This window comes from Advenella sp. S44, from assembly GCF_002810445.1.
Lineage (GTDB): Bacteria > Pseudomonadota > Gammaproteobacteria > Burkholderiales > Burkholderiaceae_B > Advenella.
The window spans coordinates 353,995-370,821 of the sequence record NZ_NEXS01000001.1; the positions used below are offsets into that span (position 1 = coordinate 353,995).

The 16,827-nt window shown below is 50.1% G+C and carries 15 protein-coding genes; 8 read left to right on the forward strand and 7 right to left on the reverse strand.

Annotation, left to right across the window (positions count from 1 at the left end; genetic code table 11):
• Position 1: 1 nt before the first annotated feature.
• The 5 genes from dnaN to CAP48_RS01660 all read left to right on the forward strand — a co-directional run bounded on the left by dnaN (position 2) and on the right by CAP48_RS01660 (position 7,380).
• Positions 2-1,111, forward strand: a complete 1,110-nt coding sequence (gene dnaN, locus CAP48_RS01640; RefSeq protein WP_100694266.1) for a DNA polymerase III subunit beta — start codon at positions 2-4, stop codon at positions 1,109-1,111.
• A 178-nt stretch (positions 1,112-1,289) separates the two neighbouring features.
• Positions 1,290-3,740, forward strand: a complete 2,451-nt coding sequence (gyrB, locus tag CAP48_RS01645) for a DNA topoisomerase (ATP-hydrolyzing) subunit B (protein WP_100694267.1) — start codon at positions 1,290-1,292, stop codon at positions 3,738-3,740.
• Positions 3,741-4,223: 483 nt separating this feature from the next.
• Positions 4,224-4,487: a helix-turn-helix domain-containing protein gene (locus CAP48_RS20590; RefSeq protein WP_100694268.1), complete on the forward strand. Its 264-nt coding sequence runs from the start codon at positions 4,224-4,226 to the stop codon at positions 4,485-4,487.
• 228 nt (positions 4,488-4,715) lie between these two features.
• The gene (locus CAP48_RS01655) at positions 4,716-5,435 is read left to right on the forward strand and encodes a TnsA endonuclease N-terminal domain-containing protein (protein ID WP_161495175.1); all 720 of its coding nucleotides are present in this window, start codon (positions 4,716-4,718) and stop codon (positions 5,433-5,435) included.
• Positions 5,398-7,380 (forward strand): Mu transposase C-terminal domain-containing protein, encoded by a 1,983-nt coding sequence (locus tag CAP48_RS01660; protein ID WP_100694270.1) that lies wholly within the window; start codon positions 5,398-5,400, stop codon positions 7,378-7,380. The genes CAP48_RS01655 and CAP48_RS01660 overlap by 38 nt, the downstream gene beginning before the upstream one ends.
• 187 nt (positions 7,381-7,567) lie before the next feature.
• Here CAP48_RS01660 and CAP48_RS01670 read toward each other — a convergent pair.
• Both CAP48_RS01670 and CAP48_RS01675 read right to left on the reverse strand, forming a co-directional pair.
• Positions 7,568-8,643 (reverse strand): IS3 family transposase gene (locus tag CAP48_RS01670; protein WP_369806312.1). Its coding sequence is split into 2 segments (ribosomal slippage): positions 7,568-8,388 and positions 8,388-8,643, totalling 1,077 coding nucleotides; the frame shifts between segments, so codons are not numbered across the junction.
• A gap of 391 nt (positions 8,644-9,034) precedes the next feature.
• The gene (locus CAP48_RS01675; protein WP_369806313.1) at positions 9,035-9,673 is read right to left on the reverse strand and encodes a tRNA-uridine aminocarboxypropyltransferase; all 639 of its coding nucleotides are present in this window, start codon (positions 9,671-9,673) and stop codon (positions 9,035-9,037) included.
• A gap of 217 nt (positions 9,674-9,890) precedes the next feature.
• Between CAP48_RS01675 and rlmF the strand changes: the two genes are divergently transcribed.
• Entirely contained in the window at positions 9,891-10,856 is a 966-nt protein-coding gene (rlmF, locus tag CAP48_RS01680) for a 23S rRNA (adenine(1618)-N(6))-methyltransferase RlmF (protein ID WP_100694272.1), read from the forward strand.
• A 275-nt stretch (positions 10,857-11,131) separates the two neighbouring features.
• Here the strand turns inward: rlmF and CAP48_RS01690 are convergent, their stop codons facing one another.
• The 3 genes from CAP48_RS01690 to CAP48_RS01700 form a co-directional block, all read right to left on the reverse strand.
• Positions 11,132-11,641 (reverse strand): flavin reductase family protein, encoded by a 510-nt coding sequence (locus CAP48_RS01690; RefSeq protein WP_100694273.1) that lies wholly within the window; start codon positions 11,639-11,641, stop codon positions 11,132-11,134.
• 132 nt (positions 11,642-11,773) lie between these two features.
• Positions 11,774-12,802 carry a methionine synthase gene (locus CAP48_RS01695; RefSeq protein ID WP_197707221.1) on the reverse strand — a complete coding sequence of 343 codons (1,029 nt, stop codon included), beginning with the start codon at positions 12,800-12,802 and terminating at the stop codon, positions 11,774-11,776.
• Positions 12,803-12,829: 27 nt separating this feature from the next.
• A complete protein-coding gene (locus CAP48_RS01700; protein WP_100694274.1) occupies positions 12,830-13,813 on the reverse strand; it encodes a DUF1852 domain-containing protein in 984 nt (327 codons plus the stop codon).
• A 664-nt stretch (positions 13,814-14,477) separates the two neighbouring features.
• Here CAP48_RS01700 and CAP48_RS01705 point away from each other — a divergent pair.
• The gene (locus tag CAP48_RS01705; protein ID WP_100694275.1) at positions 14,478-15,335 is read left to right on the forward strand and encodes a PA4780 family RIO1-like protein kinase; all 858 of its coding nucleotides are present in this window, start codon (positions 14,478-14,480) and stop codon (positions 15,333-15,335) included.
• A 98-nt stretch (positions 15,336-15,433) separates the two neighbouring features.
• On the opposite strand, the gene CAP48_RS01710 is transcribed toward CAP48_RS01705, so the two are convergent.
• On the reverse strand, positions 15,434-15,691 hold the full coding sequence (locus CAP48_RS01710) for a hypothetical protein (RefSeq protein WP_100694276.1): 258 nt from the start codon (positions 15,689-15,691) through the stop codon (positions 15,434-15,436).
• A 269-nt stretch (positions 15,692-15,960) separates the two neighbouring features.
• Between CAP48_RS01710 and CAP48_RS01715 the strand changes: the two genes are divergently transcribed.
• Positions 15,961-16,308 carry a hypothetical protein gene (locus CAP48_RS01715; RefSeq protein ID WP_100694277.1) on the forward strand — a complete coding sequence of 116 codons (348 nt, stop codon included), beginning with the start codon at positions 15,961-15,963 and terminating at the stop codon, positions 16,306-16,308.
• 75 nt (positions 16,309-16,383) lie between these two features.
• Here CAP48_RS01715 and CAP48_RS01720 read toward each other — a convergent pair whose 3' ends face one another.
• Positions 16,384-16,821, reverse strand: coding sequence for a hypothetical protein (locus CAP48_RS01720; RefSeq protein ID WP_100694278.1), 438 nt, complete (start codon positions 16,819-16,821; stop codon positions 16,384-16,386).
• Positions 16,822-16,827 lie beyond the last annotated feature (6 nt).

A 16,827-nucleotide genomic window follows, 5' to 3' on the forward strand; every position in this document is an offset into this window, starting at 1 on the left:
CATGCAACTGTTACAAGCGAATCGCGATGCGCTGCTCAAACCGCTGCAAACGGTCGCCGGGATTGTAGAGCGCCGGCACACGATGCCGATTCTGGCAAATATTTTGCTGCGGAAAGAGGGGAACAAAATTGCGTTCGTGGCTACCGACCTAGAGGTTCAGATCACCACGCATGCCGACTTCGGCGTGGGTGACGATGTGGAGTCTACAACGGTTGCCGCACGCAAGCTGCTTGACTTTGTACGTGCGCTGCCTGCAGCCAATGAAGTCAAACTCAAACTGCAGGATGGCAAGCTGGGCATCCAATCCGGCAGAAGCCGTCTGGAGCTGCAAACGCTTAATGGGTCCGAGTATCCGACGGTGTCTGTGCCCGATAGCTGGAACGTGTCTTTCACGATGCCGCAACGGGCCTTGCGCAAACTGTTTGGCATGGTCCATTTTTCCATGGCGCAGCAGGACATCCGTTATTACCTGAACGGCACACTGATGGTCTTTGAGCCGGGCATGGTGCGCGCCGTGGCCACAGACGGTCACCGTCTGGCCCATGCCGCTGAAGACATCGAAGGCATCCAGTCTTCCAGCGAAGTCATTCTGCCGCGCAAAACCGTCCTGGAAGTGCAGCGCCTGCTGGACGACAGCGACGAGCCCGTCAATATCGACGTATCGGCCAGCCAAATCCGTTTTACCTTCGGCGACATCGAGTTGATATCCAAACTGGTCGAAGGCAAGTTCCCCGATTTCAAGCGTGTTATTCCGAGCGATTACACTCGTCATTTCAATGTTAATCGCGAAGCGCTGCAAAGCAGTCTGCATATTGCATCCATTCTCATGACAGACAAGCTCAAAGGCATCAAGCTGAATCTGGAAAACAATCTGCTGCAAATGAAGTATATCAATGCAGACCAGGAAAATGCCCAGGATGAAATCGAGATCGATTACAGCTTTGAGCCGTTAAGTGTGGGGTTTAACGTGACGTATCTGCAGGACGTGCTGGCCATGGCCAAGACCGAAGAAGTGATCTGGTCCGTCAAGCCGGATGTCAACGCCTCGGCGCTGATTACCCTGCCAGAAGAAAAGCACTTCAAATACGTTGTTATGCCAATGCGTATCTAAAATCGTGACAGCCGGCTAAGCCTTTGCCCAGCAAAGGGGTGGCCGGTTATTGTTCACAGCGGGGTGCGTGGGGCGAAACGTACCGGCAAATTACTCTAAATTTCAATTGAAATATTGCCGCTGCGTTTTGCATTCGCTTCCCCGAAAGCAGTTATTTAATCGAAGAGTTATCAAAACTATGTCAGAAAATACCCAGCCAGTTCAGGAAAACGGATACGGCGCCGAGTCAATCAGAATGCTCAAGGGCCTTGAGGCCGTGCGCAAGCGCCCCGGCATGTACATTGGTGATACGTCGGACGGCACCGGTCTGCACCACATGATTTTCGAAGTGGTGGACAACGCGATCGACGAAGCGCTGGCGGGATATTGCGATGACATCGTCGTGACAATCCATACCGATAACTCGATTTCCGTGACAGATAACGGTCGTGGTATTCCAACTGACATACACAAGGGTGACGAATTCCACCGCAGCGCGGCCGAAATCGTCATGACTGAGCTGCACGCCGGTGGCAAGTTCGACCAGAACTCCTATAAGGTATCTGGCGGTCTGCACGGCGTGGGTGTCTCCTGCGTCAACGCCCTGTCCGAATGGCTGCGCCTGACGATTCGCCGCAACGGCCAAGTCCATCACATGGAATTTCAGCGCGGCGAGCGGGTAGAGCCGCTGAAGGTTGTCGGCACCAGTGACAAGACAGGTACCGAGGTGCGCTACTTGGCCGATGGGCAAATTTTCGAGAACATTGAGTACCATTACGAGATACTGTCCAAGCGACTGCGCGAGCTATCGTTCCTGAACAATGGCGTCAAGGTGCGTCTGATTGACGAGCGCCAGGGCAAGGAAGAAAACTTTGCATTCTCCGGTGGGGTCAAAGGGTTTGTCGAATACATCAACCGCACCAAAACCGTCCTGCATCCGAATGTCTTTGCCGTATCCACACAGTCCAACAGCGATGGCCCAAGCATTACAGTGGACGTTGCCATGCAATGGAATGACAGTTATGGCGAAAGCGTATTGTGCTTTACCAATAACATCCCGCAACGAGATGGTGGCACCCACCTGACTGGCCTGCGCGCTGCGATGACACGCATCATCAATAAGTATATTGGCGACAATGACATGGCTAAAAAGGCCAAAGTCGATACAACGGGCGACGACATGCGGGAAGGCTTAAGCTGCGTGCTGTCGGTCAAGGTGCCCGAGCCCAAGTTCAGTTCGCAGACCAAGGAAAAACTGGTCTCCAGTGAAGTGCGTCCGGCGGTGGAAGAGGCCGTTGCGCGTACGCTGGAAACCTGGCTGCTTGAAAATCCGACCGATGCCAAAGCCATTTGCGCCAAAATTGTGGACGCAGCACGAGCCCGCGAAGCCGCGCGCCGTGCCCGCGAGATGACTCGTCGCAAAAGCGTGCTCGAAGGCGCAGGCCTGCCCGGTAAACTGGCCGACTGCCAAGAAAAAGACCCCGCCAAATCTGAAATTTATATTGTGGAGGGCGACTCTGCGGGCGGTTCGGCCAAACAGGGGCGCGATCGCAAATTCCAGGCTATTTTGCCACTGCGCGGAAAAGTGCTGAACGTAGAAAAGGCACGCTTTGACAAACTGATTGCCAGCGAACAAATCACAACTTTGATTACCGCGCTGGGCACCAGTATCGGGCCCGATTTCAATGTAGAAAAGTTACGCTACCACCGCATCATTATCATGACCGACGCCGACGTTGACGGCGCGCACATCCGCACACTGTTGCTGACGCTGCTGTATCGTCAGATGCCGGAACTGGTCGAGCGTGGTTATGTTTATATTGCGCAGCCGCCGCTGTATCGCGTCAAGTGGGGCCGTGAAGAACGCTATCTGAAGGATCATACGGAAGAGGCGCAGTTCATGATGCAGGTCGCGCTTAAGGATGCAGGGCTGGAGCCGCAGAATGGGGCCGAGCCAATCGCAGGAGATGCCCTGGCCGAACTGGCGCGTCAGTATGTGATTTCCGACAGTGTGATTCATCGGCTGTCCAAAATCATGGATGTGGAAGCTCTGTCGGCCATCGCCGAAGGCGTCGTTATTAACCTGGACGACGATGCTTCTGCCAAGGCGTCTGCAGAGCAGATGCAGGCTGCGCTGCAGGATCCATTACATCCGCAGGCCGTTACTGTCACTGCAGAATTCGACCAGGAAACTGAAAAGTATCGCCTGGTCCTGCGTCGCATGCATCATGGCAATATCAAGGTGACGATATTCGATAGCCGCTTTGTTGAAGGTACCGACTACGGCGTCATGTCACGCGCAGCGCATACCTTCAACGGTCTGATCGACAAAGGCGCACGCGTCTATCGTGGAGAAGGCGACAAGCGCAAGGAAAAGTTCGTCAGCGACTTTCGCGAGGCTATCCAGTGGTTGCGCAGCGAAGCCGATCGCGTGGTCAGCAAACAGCGCTACAAAGGTCTGGGCGAGATGAATCCTGAGCAGCTTTGGGAAACCACCATGAATCCAAACGTGCGTCGCCTGCTGCGCGTACAAATTGAAGACGCCATTGCTGCCGATGAAATGTTCACCACGCTCATGGGCGACCAAGTCGAACCGCGTCGCGCGTTTATTGAGCGCAATGCATTGATGGCGGGGAATCTGGATGTGTAGGTGTCTGTCGGTTCTCATAATTAGTGAAAAATTCTCACAATTAATGAAAATCGATTCTCACAATTAGTGAAAAAATTTGTAGCTATACAGATCGCCAAACAGGCTCCGATGTTTTATCGGAGCCTGTTTTTATTTGTGCGGGGGTTTGGGAGGTAGATCACCGACAGACGACTAGTTGGCATCGCTGCGGTCGGGAATGAGTGATAGATCATATGATGCTGAGAAACAAAAAGTATCAAATTAAATATTTAGTCGTAATTTTTTGTCTTGTGGATCTTGATTTCAGTCAATTTAAAAAATCTTGATTTCGTTCTTTAACTATATGATTAATAATAAGAAATTATAAAATATTCAATATATGCTATGAGTTAAATTAATTCATATTAACTATTGATTGTTTTTTGTTGATAGCTTCTAACTTGTTCTCCTGGCCTATATTCATTAGACTAAAAATATACAAAATTCAATGGGACGGTTGGGTACATGGATGCGATCGAACTGAACTATCGATTGAAACGTGCGGGGCACACTCAGGTGAGTTTGGCACGTGAATTGGGTGTGACTCGCGGAGTCGTCAATGATGTCGTTCATGGCCGCAAATCGGCCTTTCGGGTAGCGTCCCGTGTCGCTGACGCCGTTGGAGTTGACGTTCACGTACTCTGGCCAGGTCGTTATCGGCAAGAATCGTTAGGCCACCATCCAATAAACAATCGATCTCAACAAAAGGAGAATATGCGACAGAAATAAAAAAACCGAACAACTTTTACGCTGCTCGGCTTTTGTCTTCAAAGAATGAATATTACGTCTTCGCAAGCATAGTATTCCTTCTTTTGAGGGCTTAAGTCAAGCCGTTTTCCCCTAAAGCGTAACAATTTTTACCTTGCGCCCAAGCGCTGGGTGGGCACGTTCGCGCCTCTACCCATCATGCTGGGCATAGGTACAGGGGATTTTTTTGCCAAAAAAAGGAGTACTAACGTGGTTCAAACCAACCCCAATCGATCTGCAAACACCCCACACATCGACCGTGCGCGTACGGTTATCACGCGATCAGGGGCCATCGTACGCGGTAAATTTTCCAGCAGAAAAAACCAGCGCATGATTCATTACGAAGGCCTCTTGGAGTTGTCGGCCTGCTATATGTTCGAAATGTCATCAAATATCATTGCGTATCGTGAACAACCGCTGAAAATTCAGTACGCAGACGGAAATCGGCTACGTCGATATATCCCTGATTTCAAAGTGACGCTCAAAACTGGTGAAATCGTACTAGTAGAGATTAAACACTCGACGATTCTGGCTCGCATAGAGATACATCACAAATATCGTGAAATTTCAGCTCACATGCAACGGATAGATCAGGCGTACTGCATTGTCACGGACACTATTATTCGACAGGAACCGCGACTCAGCTCGTTGCGTTATGTCTATGGGCAACTATTGAGGCAAGTACCGACCCAAATTCAACTGGATACCATAGCATCCGATCTCGCCTCTCATTCCGCGTTCTTGAAGAACGCAAGCATCAAAACCGTTAACTCGCTGTTGAAGCCGTACGGTGTTTCCGCATTTGACCTACTAGCAAGTGGTCATCTTGTTTGCGATTTAACACTACCAGTACAGGAATCTACTCAGACTTCCATTAACAAGGAGAACCGTCATGAATGGTTTCGAATTTCAGAAGAATTGTCGATTTGAACACGATGGAATGGCATATCTGGTCATGAGAATAAATCCTGATAAGAGCATCGTCGCAGAGCGCATCGGCGATGGACAAGTTAGCTGCTGGGCTAGTGATGAGTTACTTAAAGCGTTTACTGAAGGCACTCTAAAGTTTCTCGATTCAGTCACAAACGTTGAATTAGGCTCGTATTATCAACGGCCAATAAATGATTTGAATGAAGATATTAAGAGTGAACTAGAGCGAAGGAAAATTTATGTAGTTGCTATTCGGAAAGCGGCTCCTAGCGTTAATACACCAGAGACGTTTATACCGATACTTAATGCTGTGGCTCAACGGATAGGAGATCCACGTCCTCCGTCATTCACAACGCTCTATAGGTGGGTAAGAAAGGCCGCACTACACGGTGAATTTAGGGCGTTGGTTCCTAGATATGATCGCCGAGGTCCACGGCACCGACGCCAGGATACAAGGATCACTGAGTTATTCGAAGAGGCAGCTCAAAGGGCATTTTCACAAAGCCCTCAAGCAACCATAGGAATGGTGATCGAAGTAGCCAGAACACTTATAACAGAAGAAAATGCGTTGCGCCCGGCTTCTGGTCTGTACAAGATTCCTAGTGATGCAACATGTTATCGAATGTTTGCGCAGTTAGATCAATATGAACAGACGGTTTTGCGTGAAGGAAAAAGAATCGCGATGCGAAAATTCAAATTGGCTGGCGCAGGAGCAGTAACGACACGCATACTGGAGCGAGTTGAAATTGATCACACACCTCTTGATCTATTTCTCATTGATGAAAAGACCTCGTTACCACTAGGTAGACCGACGCTGACTATAGTTCTAGATCACAATAGCCGCATGCCCCTAGGTTATCACCTGGGGTTTAACGCTCCGTCTACATCGGCTGTTCTAGCCGCGCTTCGCCACGCGATTCTTCCAAAAGAAAAACACAAATCGACCATTGGGCTAGAGATACATGGCGACTGGCCATGCTACGGAATTCCAGAGAGCATAGTGGTGGATAACGGACTGGAATTTCATGGAAAAGCATTAGAGCAGGTGGCATTTAATTTGGGAATTCAGATTCAATTTTGCCCGAAAAAAGAGCCGCAGTTTAAAGGTGTCGTTGAACGCTATTTAAAAACCATCAACTATTCATTTGTACACATGCTTCCAGGGACATCGTATGCTAAGTATTACCAGCGAGGCGACTATGATCCACAGGAGCACGCGGTTTTGACACTCAGAGAGTTTCGAGAGATCTTCGAAAAATGGATAATTGATGTGTATGCGAAGAAAGTACATCGAGCTCTCAATACCACACCATTGGAAAAGTGGAATAGTAGTGCGAAATCCTACACTCCCAGGCTACCAAGATCCCTCAGTCAACTCACGACTGAGATGGTAATACCATGTACAAGGAGACTGCGAAACGACGGGATCATGCTACTTGGATTGCACTATAGTCATGACGACCTGGCCCCCATTCTTCGCCGATTTGGGCCAGGCGTACAGGTAACAGTCACTTACGATCCCAATGATTTGGGCACAATTCGCGTTTTTGATCCAGATTCAAATGAAAAATCTTATTTTGCGTATGCGAAAAACTTTGAATACGCTAACGGATTGACACTCGATCAGCACCGGCTTATCAGACGCGAGCTGATTCGCCAGGGGCAGTGTGTAAGCGATTCAATAGCGTTGTCTCAAGAGAAGCAGGCGATTCGTGACAAAGTCAAGGAACTTTCAATCAGTAAAAAACATTCTAAGCGGCGTTACGCTGCGCGACTTCGTGGGGCGCAAAAAGAAGCCACAGCGAATAAGGTCTCCAGGCCGCATCATCACAAAAATAGCAGGCAAACAGTCGATATATCGCACTTTCTGGGTAAACCTCTATCTGGTCTGCAGGAGCGATCTCCACTTTCTACCTTCAAAATGCGCAAACCGGGGATAGTATGATGGATCGGAAACAATTCTTTAACGCTCTGCAGGCCTTTGATACCGAGTATGTCAATTTTGCTGCTTTCGGCCATATCATCAAGGAAATGGAAATGGCGCTGGATCTTTATCGACAAACCGGACTGGTCAGAAATCTTCTGATAACCGGTGTAAATACCCCATCTTTAATACACCACACACATAGAATTTATAATGTTAATTTATAGTCAATGGGTGTCATGTCATTGAGTGAATCGTGCGGTCTTTCGGTGTTGTAAATCGTTGTCCAGTGTTCCGTGATGTGTTGAACTTGCTTCAACGACGTAAAAAGATATAAATCTAATACCTCTTGGCGGTACGTACGATTGAAGCGCTCAATATAGGCGTTTTGATAGGGGCAACCGGGCTGCGTATAATCAATATAAACGCCATGTTGATGTGCCCACTGAACGAACTCCGCGGAGGTGAACTCGGGGCCATTATCGACACGAACTCTACGTGGGTAGCCGTGCCAAGAGGCCAGCCCATCTAGGTAACGGGTGACACGAGCAGACGGCAAGCCCGTGCCAATATCGATTCCTAGCAACTCGCGATTGCAATCGTCAATCACATTAAATGTACGAAATCGCACGTTATTTTCTAAGCGGTCCGACATAAAATCCATCGACCAACACTGACCCGTACTTTTAGGTACGACGAGTGGTTCGGGTTGGCGAGCAGGCACGCGTTGCTTGCGCTTTGTCTTTATGTTGAGTCGCAATGCATTATAAACACGCTGTACACGCTTATGATTCCAGCGGTAACCTAAAGCGCGTATGCGCTTAAAACACTTGGGGAACCCCCAACGTTGATGTCTTTCAACCAGCGTGTTTAGCACTGTAATTACCTCGCTATCATCACAACGTTTAGGCTGATAGTAAAACGCGGTGCGACTCATCCCCGTAATCATGCAGCTTAAAACAACGCTGATGTCATGCTGTGCCTGTAGCGCTTTTGCCCAGTCTTTACGCGTCGCAACAGGCACTACAGCTTTTTTATGATTTCTTCCTGCAACTGAGACTTCAAACTTAAATCAGCATACATCTGCTTTAAGCGACGATTCTCCTCCTCGAGCTCTTTGAGTCGTTTTACGTCGGAGAGCTCCATGCCGCCATATTTGGCTCGCCATTTATAAAATGTGGAGTTACCTACATGATGCTTGCGGCACAGCTCTTTAATCGGTATCCCAGCTTCCGCTTCTTTCAACATCGCCACAATTTGGCTTTCTGTCATCCGTTTGCTCATCGTAAAAATCCTTTTTTCTTAGTGTAAGAAAAATTCTACGCTTCAGCTGTATTATTTTAGGGGATAGTTACAAAAGATTTGTATATGATGTTAATCAAATTGATGTGACTAATTTATCACCGGCATCTCATTGCATCGACGCCTATAAATTTACGGGGGACATCTGTATTACTTCCATTAGACTGCGTACTTGGTACAACAAGCTTAATGGATTCCGCTTGCCCCCGATTATGATGTAGAACCGGCGTAGGCAGCATGACCTCATCCAGTACATCTTTGTTGATAAAGGCTGGCGATACCATCCTGCAATGGGCATTCGCATCAGATCATCACCAATATCCTCACCCGCTGAGCGCAAGCCACTGTAGGCAGCCGTACCACATTACGCCCCTCATCTATTCGTATAATTTCGCCTATATACCTCTTCCCCCATAGCCTGCACCTGCTGCGCGACCTGTGCCCTGAAGGGCGCCAATAAACGGTCGAAACTTTGCTCAGGTTCAAGCAGCGACAGACTACGCGCAATCGCTTCAATGGTGGACACTGCAGCAGGCTGACTCGTCTTGCGTATCCGGTATTCCGACGGCATGCCAGGGGGCAGGCTCAGCCGAGGCAGCGTGTCCAGCACCGGGTTCGCGCCCACTATTTTGCGTGCCTTGCGCCAGGTGCCGTCCGGCACGATGAGCAGCGACGCGGCAGGCTCACCGCAAGAGGAAGTGGAAACGGCAGCAACCTGCGCGCTGCTTGCTTCCCGCTCGGGAAAGAGCAGTAACACGCGGCCCGATAAGGCAACGATGTCATCCAATTGCGGAAAATGCTCGCCCACCAGCAACTGTGCATTAAGCAGCCCCATTACCGCCAGGCGGGCGGTATTCAGGGGATGGTTCGCTTCATCCGGGTGTTGTAGCACCAGTACCTGCGTGCGGTTAGGAATGCGACTTATATACGCACACAGGCAATGCGATGCAGGCCGCTGGCAATGCTCGCAACGAGGACGGGGCAGCTTTTTCAACTCAGACATGTGCGCCATTATACAAAGCCTGACGCACTGACGAGCGGCTGCACTGGCCGCCTGCCCAAGCCCTTTCGGCTTGCACAACGGGCGTCATTTTCGTGACGCTGAGCTCAACCTTATCGCCGGCACTGCGGGCGAGCCCTGATTGAATTTCAAGCCATTTTTAACCACGTTTCCCGAACTCATTGATATCATGGCCAGATCGTCCACTTCAAAGTAGCCCCAGAACCCAATGCCCACCCTATCCTCGTTCCATCCCCGCAATCGCCATCAGGGCCGCTACGATTTCCCAGCGTTGATCAAAGGCACGCCGGAACTCGGCGCCTTCGTCCGGGCCAATCCCTATGGCGACCAAAGCATTGATTTTGCCAATCGCGCCGCGGTTCAGGCGCTTAACGCCGCCCTGCTCAAAACCTGGTACGGTGTGACTCACTGGGATATCCCGGAAGGCTATTTATGCCCTCCCATTCCGGGCCGGGGCGATTATGTGCACCATCTGGCCGACCTGCTTGCAGAACGCAATGCAGGCGTCATACCCCGTGGTCCGGCGGTGCATGTGCTGGACATCGGCACAGACGCCAGCGCGATCTATCCGATAATCGGCCATTTCGACTATGGATGGCGTTTCACGGGATCGGACATCGATCCGGGTGCCGTCAAATCAGCACAAGCGATTATCCAGGCCAATCCACGCATCAGGGGCGCAGCCGAAGTACGCCGGCAGAAATCCCCAGCGCATATATTCAAAGGCCTGGTCGGCGTCAATGATCGCTTTGACCTGACACTGTGCAATCCCCCCTTCTATAGCTCACCGGAAGAGGCGACAAACAATTCGGAACGCAAATGGCGCGGTCTGGGCCGAGCAGGAGCCCGGCACAAGCGCTCATTACTTAATTTTGGTGGTCGCGATACCGAGCTGTGGTGCGAAGGTGGCGAGGTCCTGTTCATCAACCGCATGGCTGAAGAAAGCACCACCGTCCAGAAACAGGTGCTTTGGTTCTCCACCCTGGTCTCGAAAGAATCAAACCTGTCCGAGGTCTATCGCAGTATCAAAAACGCCGGCGCACTCGATGTGCGCACAGTCGACATGGCGCAAGGCCAGAAAAAAAGCCGCTTCGTTGCCTGGACCTTCTTGAACCGTGGGGATCAAGAAGCATGGCACAACAGACGCAAAGCGAATGCTATACGCAACGGCTAGCCGCAGCTGACACTGGTAACGACATCATTATTCATCGACCCGCAAATCCAGACGCTGCGAATTGTATTCAGGGGATATGCCCTGCGCACGGGCAGCAAAAACGCTGAATGAGCCAGCTCTCCGACGGCACACTATTGCCGTCACGCCCATTTCGATGGTTTGGGCGGCGCATTCTGATCGGGAGCCAACGCCCGAATGGCTGCGTCAACAGGTCGAACCTATCCTGGCGCAGATAGAGGGGGTTACGCCGTAACATAGACTGCTCGCTAATATTGTCAAACTGCGTAAGGCGTGGCGATGTTCCGATACTGTCCTTTGAAATACAGCAACGGCTGTAAGCAAGCGCCCTCCTGCAGCTTCAACGCTTTCACTTGCCCAATAACAATCAAGTGATCGCCGGCGGCGTATTCAGCGTATATTTCGCAATCAAGCCAGTGAAGGCTGCCGGCAAGGATCGGGCTACCCAGGGGCGACGTCTGCCACTGGACGTCGCGCCACTTGTCCGAGCCGCTCTGGGCAAACTGATTGGAAATCGCCACTTGCTCGTCGGACAGAATATTGACAACGAAGCGACCTGCCTGGCGAATTTTGGGATAACTGGCCGAACGTGTCATCACGTTGAACGACACCAGCGGCGGGTCCATAGACACGCTATGGAACGACTGGCAGGTAAAGCCAATGGGCTCGTCTTCGAAGTGCGATGTGATCACCGTGATGCCGGAAGCGTAGTGCCCGAGCGCTTCGCGAAAACGCAAAGGCTCAATCGCAGTAGTGGAAAGTGACATGATGCAATTGAAATACTGGATGTAGCTTGAAAGTGCTAAAGAAAGGCAGTCCGGGCGGGTTGCCAGACGCGCGTCCTTAGCCTGTGCCTGGTTGTCACTAGCGGTTCGCAACGACCAGGCCCCGACAGAAAATCAGTTTGCCAGTTCCCTGCGAACGATGTCCGCTCCGGCACTCAACGCATTCAGCTTGCCTCTTGCAACGCTACGAGACAATGGTGCCATGCCGCAATTGGTGCACGGATAGAGCTTATCGGCATCAACGAACTGCAGTGCTTTTCGCAGCGTATCGGCCACTTCATCGGGTGTTTCAATGGTGTTTGTGGCCACATCAATGGCGCCCACCATCACTTTTTTACCGCGAATCAGTTCGATCAGATCCATGGGAACGTGCGAGTTTTGGCATTCCAGCGAAACGATGTCGATACTGGACTTCTGCAACTTGGGGAACGCTTCTTCATACTGCCGCCACTCGGATCCCAGCGTCTTTTTCCAATCCGTATTCGCTTTGATGCCGTAGCCATAGCAAATATGAACCGCGGTTTCACACTTTAGTCCTTCAATGGCTCTTTCCAGCGTAGCGACGCCCCAATCATTCACCTCATCAAAGAACACATTGAACGCGGGTTCGTCAAATTGGATGATATCGACACCCGCAGCCTCCAGCTCTTTGGCTTCCTGATTAAGAATCTTGGCAAATTCCCAAGCCAGTTTTTCGCGACTTTGGTAATGGGCATCATACAGAGTATCGATCATCGTCATGGGGCCCGGTAAGGCCCATTTGATCGGTTGATTAGTCTGTTGTCGCAAAAACCGGGCGTCGTCAACAAACACGGGCTTGCGCCGGGCGACGGCACCCACGACCGTTGGCACGCTCGCATCATAGCGAGCACGAATTCTAACGGTCTTGCGGTTCTCGAAATCCACACCTTCCAGGTGTTCAATGAATGTTGTCACGAAATGCTGGCGCGTTTGTTCACCATCGCTAACGATATCAATCCCCGCGTGCTGTTGTTCCTGTAAAGAAAGACGCAACGCATCTTGCTTGCCCTCGATCAATCCCTCATCCTGCAGTTTCCAGGGGGACCAGAGTTTTTCGGGTTCGGCAAGCCAGGCGGGTTTAGGCAGGCTGCCAGCCGTTGATGTGGGTAATAATTTTTTCACAATAGTAGTCATGGTGTGTTTGAGTTTTTAAAGATGGGAATGCGCGGACCATTGCTCAAGAATCGCCCGGTATGGTTTGATGAAATGCTCCTCGGCATACCTTCCCTGCTCGGCAGCCAGGCGGCTACGTTCCTCCCGATCATAAACAATCCGGGTTAGCGAATAATCCTGGTGCTTCAAACTCGGCTGATAAGATTTGCCTGCGGTAGAATTTGCGTTGTAAATCTCTGGCCGATAAATTTTCTGGAAGGTGTCCATCGTGCTGATGGTGCTAATAAGCTCAAGGTCCGTATAATCACGCAGCAAATCGCCGGAAAAATAAAAGGCCAACGGCGCCGCACTATTGGCAGGCATGAAATAGCGGGCCTTCATCCCCATTTTTTTGAAGTACTCGTCAGTCAATGAATATTCATCTTGGTGGTATTCCACGCCCAACACGGGGTGCTGGTTTTCAGAACGATGATAGGTCTTGCTGCTCGACACGCTTAGGCATATAACTGGCGCTTTGGCGAAATTATCCTTGTAAGTCTTTGAGTTTACAAAGCACTTGAACAACTTGCCATGCAATTGTCCAAAATCCTCGGGCGCACCAAATTCGGGCTGATGCTTGGCGTATTCCGGCAGCAACACACTAAAGTCATAATCTCGCACGTAAGAAGAAAAATTGTTTCCTACCATGCCCTCAATGCATTCGTTGGTTTTTCGATCAACTACGCTTGTCTTTAATATTTCAATCACAGGCAGGTCGCGATCATTGCTTTGCCCTTCAAAGCGCATTTCAACTGAGATAATGTCAAGGTTGACGCTATAGCGATCGCCAGTGGGGTTGTCCCAATGCGCCAGGGCATTAAAACGATTGTCAATCATCTTAAGGGTATTGCGCAGATTCTCTTGCCGGCTCTCGCCTCTGGCGAGATTGGCAAAGTTGGTAGTGATGCGCGTATTGTCTGAAGGACGATAGTCTTCATCGAAACAAGTGCTCTTAATGGCAAATGTAAACTCTGTACTCATTATGGTGCTGCCTTAATTCCCAGGATAAAACCCACATTTATCTATTTAACGCAGCTCAAATTTTCTTTTTCAATTTCAGCAATCTAGACATTTGTGATGCAAAGGAGGCAGTCTATATTGCATTAGTCATATTTAAAGTGAATTAAATTCATTCTCTTGTTGGCTTCATTCATACAATGGCGAGCGCGCCGATCGGCACGTCAATGTGCCCCTCTCCTATTCGCTATCTTTTCATTGCCCCACGGCGCACTCATTGTGCAAGAAGGTGTAATGACTCAGTTTTTTAAGCTTAACTTGCCTTGCCAATATCAATGCGACAGGCAGGGCCAAAGGCCAGAGGAATGCCGGTGCAGTGCAGGTAATCTCCCGCCGCAAGGGCTGCCGCTTCGATTCTGGCCCGGGTACCAGCTTAAATTTCCTAGTGTTCAAGGCTCGGTTCTGCCCCATAAATGGGGATGAGTACTCACCAAACACGCTGCTTTAGAAGCCATGTATGACTATGCGACCAGGGTTTTGTCGTTGATTTCAATAGCCAAATATAGAAATTGTCGCTCCACGGGTTACCACCTCCCTTACAATAGCGCATGAATTCCTTTCTTTCGCTCCTCTTTCCGTTTCACCCCCGCATTCAGCACATTTGGTCCCTCCCTCTATCGGCGGTTGCATGAAAGTGCCCAAGCGGCTTATGCCGCTTCTTGAAGAAGGCCTTATCGACGAAGTGCTCAGCCAGCTCATGAGCGGCAAAGAAGCCACCGTGTATGTCGTACGCAGCGGCGACGCCACCCGTTGCGCAAAAGTGTACAAAGACGCCAAACAGCGCAGCTTCCGGCAGGCTGCGTCGTACCGGGACGGCCGCAAGGTACAAAATTCCAGGCAGGCCCGCGCCATGGAAAAAGGCAGCCGCTACGGTCGCCAGATGCAGGAAGAAGTCTGGCAGAACGCCGAAGTAAATGCATTATTTCAACTGGCCAATGCCGGCGTGCGCGTGCCTCAGCCCTATATATGCACCGACGGCGTGTTGCTGATGGAACTGGTCGTTGATGCAGAGGGCGATGTCGCGCCGCGACTGAACGACGTGGACCTGACCCAGGAACGCGCCCTGCAGCTGCACGCCATGCTGCTCAACCAGGTGGTACGCATGCTTTGCGCAGGCGTCATACACGGCGATCTGTCCGAATACAATATCCTGCTTGCCGCCGATGGCCCGGTCATTATTGATCTTCCCCAAGCCGTTGACGCTGCCGCGAACACAGAAGCGTGCGCGATGCTGGTTCGCGACGTAAACAACCTCGCGGCGTATTTCGGGCGCTTTGCTCCAGAGGTTCTGTCGGCCAGCTATGGCAAGGAAATCTGGGCACTTTATGAAGCAGGCGAACTTAACGTGGATGTCGAACTGACCGGCTATGTCGAGCCCGACGCCAGCCCCGTCGATATGGACAGCCTGCTGCTGGAGCTGGAAGATAGTCGCCTGGAAGAAGAGGCGCGGATGCGCCGCGAGCAGCAATTGACCAGCACCCAGTAAGTAGACTGCGAAACGACAAACCACATACTCATGGATGATTTCCTTCTCGTTTTTTAGAGTGGGCGTCCGCTGCGCGGGGAAAAGCCTGGAAATTTAACTCATTTTCTTTTGTGTTTAGCTTCGTCTTCTCGCTCCATGCGATCCAACGAGTGCTCAGTTTCATTTTCGCTGAGAGATTGTTGTTGCATCATGCATTGATCAAAATTTGCTGATCCAGGCTGGATACCAAGATTTGCGCATTGTTTGCGATATCCCTCTGCTTCCATTTCGTCTAAGGCCTGGCATCCGCTCAGAGCGCCCATAACAATCAAGCCTACAAATAAAGTCGTTTTTGTGGGAAGGAGCCGATGAATCATTTCTTATTCCTTTGAAAATTGGTAACTGGTATTACTTCATTATTGGCGACTATGGCAATAGATGAGCAATATATGATCATCTTACTAAGATAAATTTGTTCAGGCCTGACATTTATCTTTACTTACATCTTTTCTGAATACAGCGCAAGGGTCATGTCGTTTTTAGAAATAGATATATGGCACACTTTGGCAAGGTTTCATTTGGCCCGTGTAAGCTTTAGGGTCATGTTATTGGCCAAATCTCTCTAAAGTCATATAAAGGGTTTGAAATGAATAAGCGTTTAAAAAAAGTCAGTTCCGCAATTGTGCTTGGATTTGCCTTTAGTGTTCCCTTTATCCAAGGATGCGCGTCACAGTCAGATGAAACACGTGTATCGGCCGCAGTCGATGATAAACAATTTATGGCCTGGTTCGACAATTTAACGAGTCAAATAAAGGCTGATCCAACCTATAAACGGATACCGATTGAAACGCAAGCGCAGCAAAATGAATTTTTGGGCTGGTTACATGCGGCATACCGCAAACAGATCACGAAGAATGAACTGACCCATCGAATTAACAGCAAATACCCAAATCATGAATCTGAAGCCGCGTTCATAGCTTCAAAACTTCCCTAGACTTTGCCAAAGCCATGATCGCCGGGGTTCTGGAACCAGAATTCCGGCTATTTGCGTCCCCTGCCATGCCACTGTTTATTTTTCCCGTGTCAGAATCCCAACATCCTCGTTGATGTTCAGTGGTTTGTCCAATACGTTTAATTTGTCCTCATCCACAGATTGCAGGGTGTCTTTTGATCTGACACCAAAGAGCCAATCGTCATCCTTTTTATTCTTTGAAATCAGGCGTATAAGGGTATGTTTGCCTTTTATTTCTGTCGTCCAGGCACCATGTTCGGGCTTCTCTACAGCCCCTCCCGTCAGTAAATATTTACCTTGATTGTCCAGTTTCAGACGAATGTCGTCACCGCCGAATGTGCCGGGTGGAAACGTTGCCTCGGGTTTGGCACTAGTAGTCGTTATTGCCCTGCTTCCAGCCTGCGTTGACTGAGTTCCAACGGTTTGGGCTAATCCTTGAAACCCCAATAGGCTTAGAGAGCATAAACAAATGGTCTTAAAGAGACGGTATTTCATAGATAT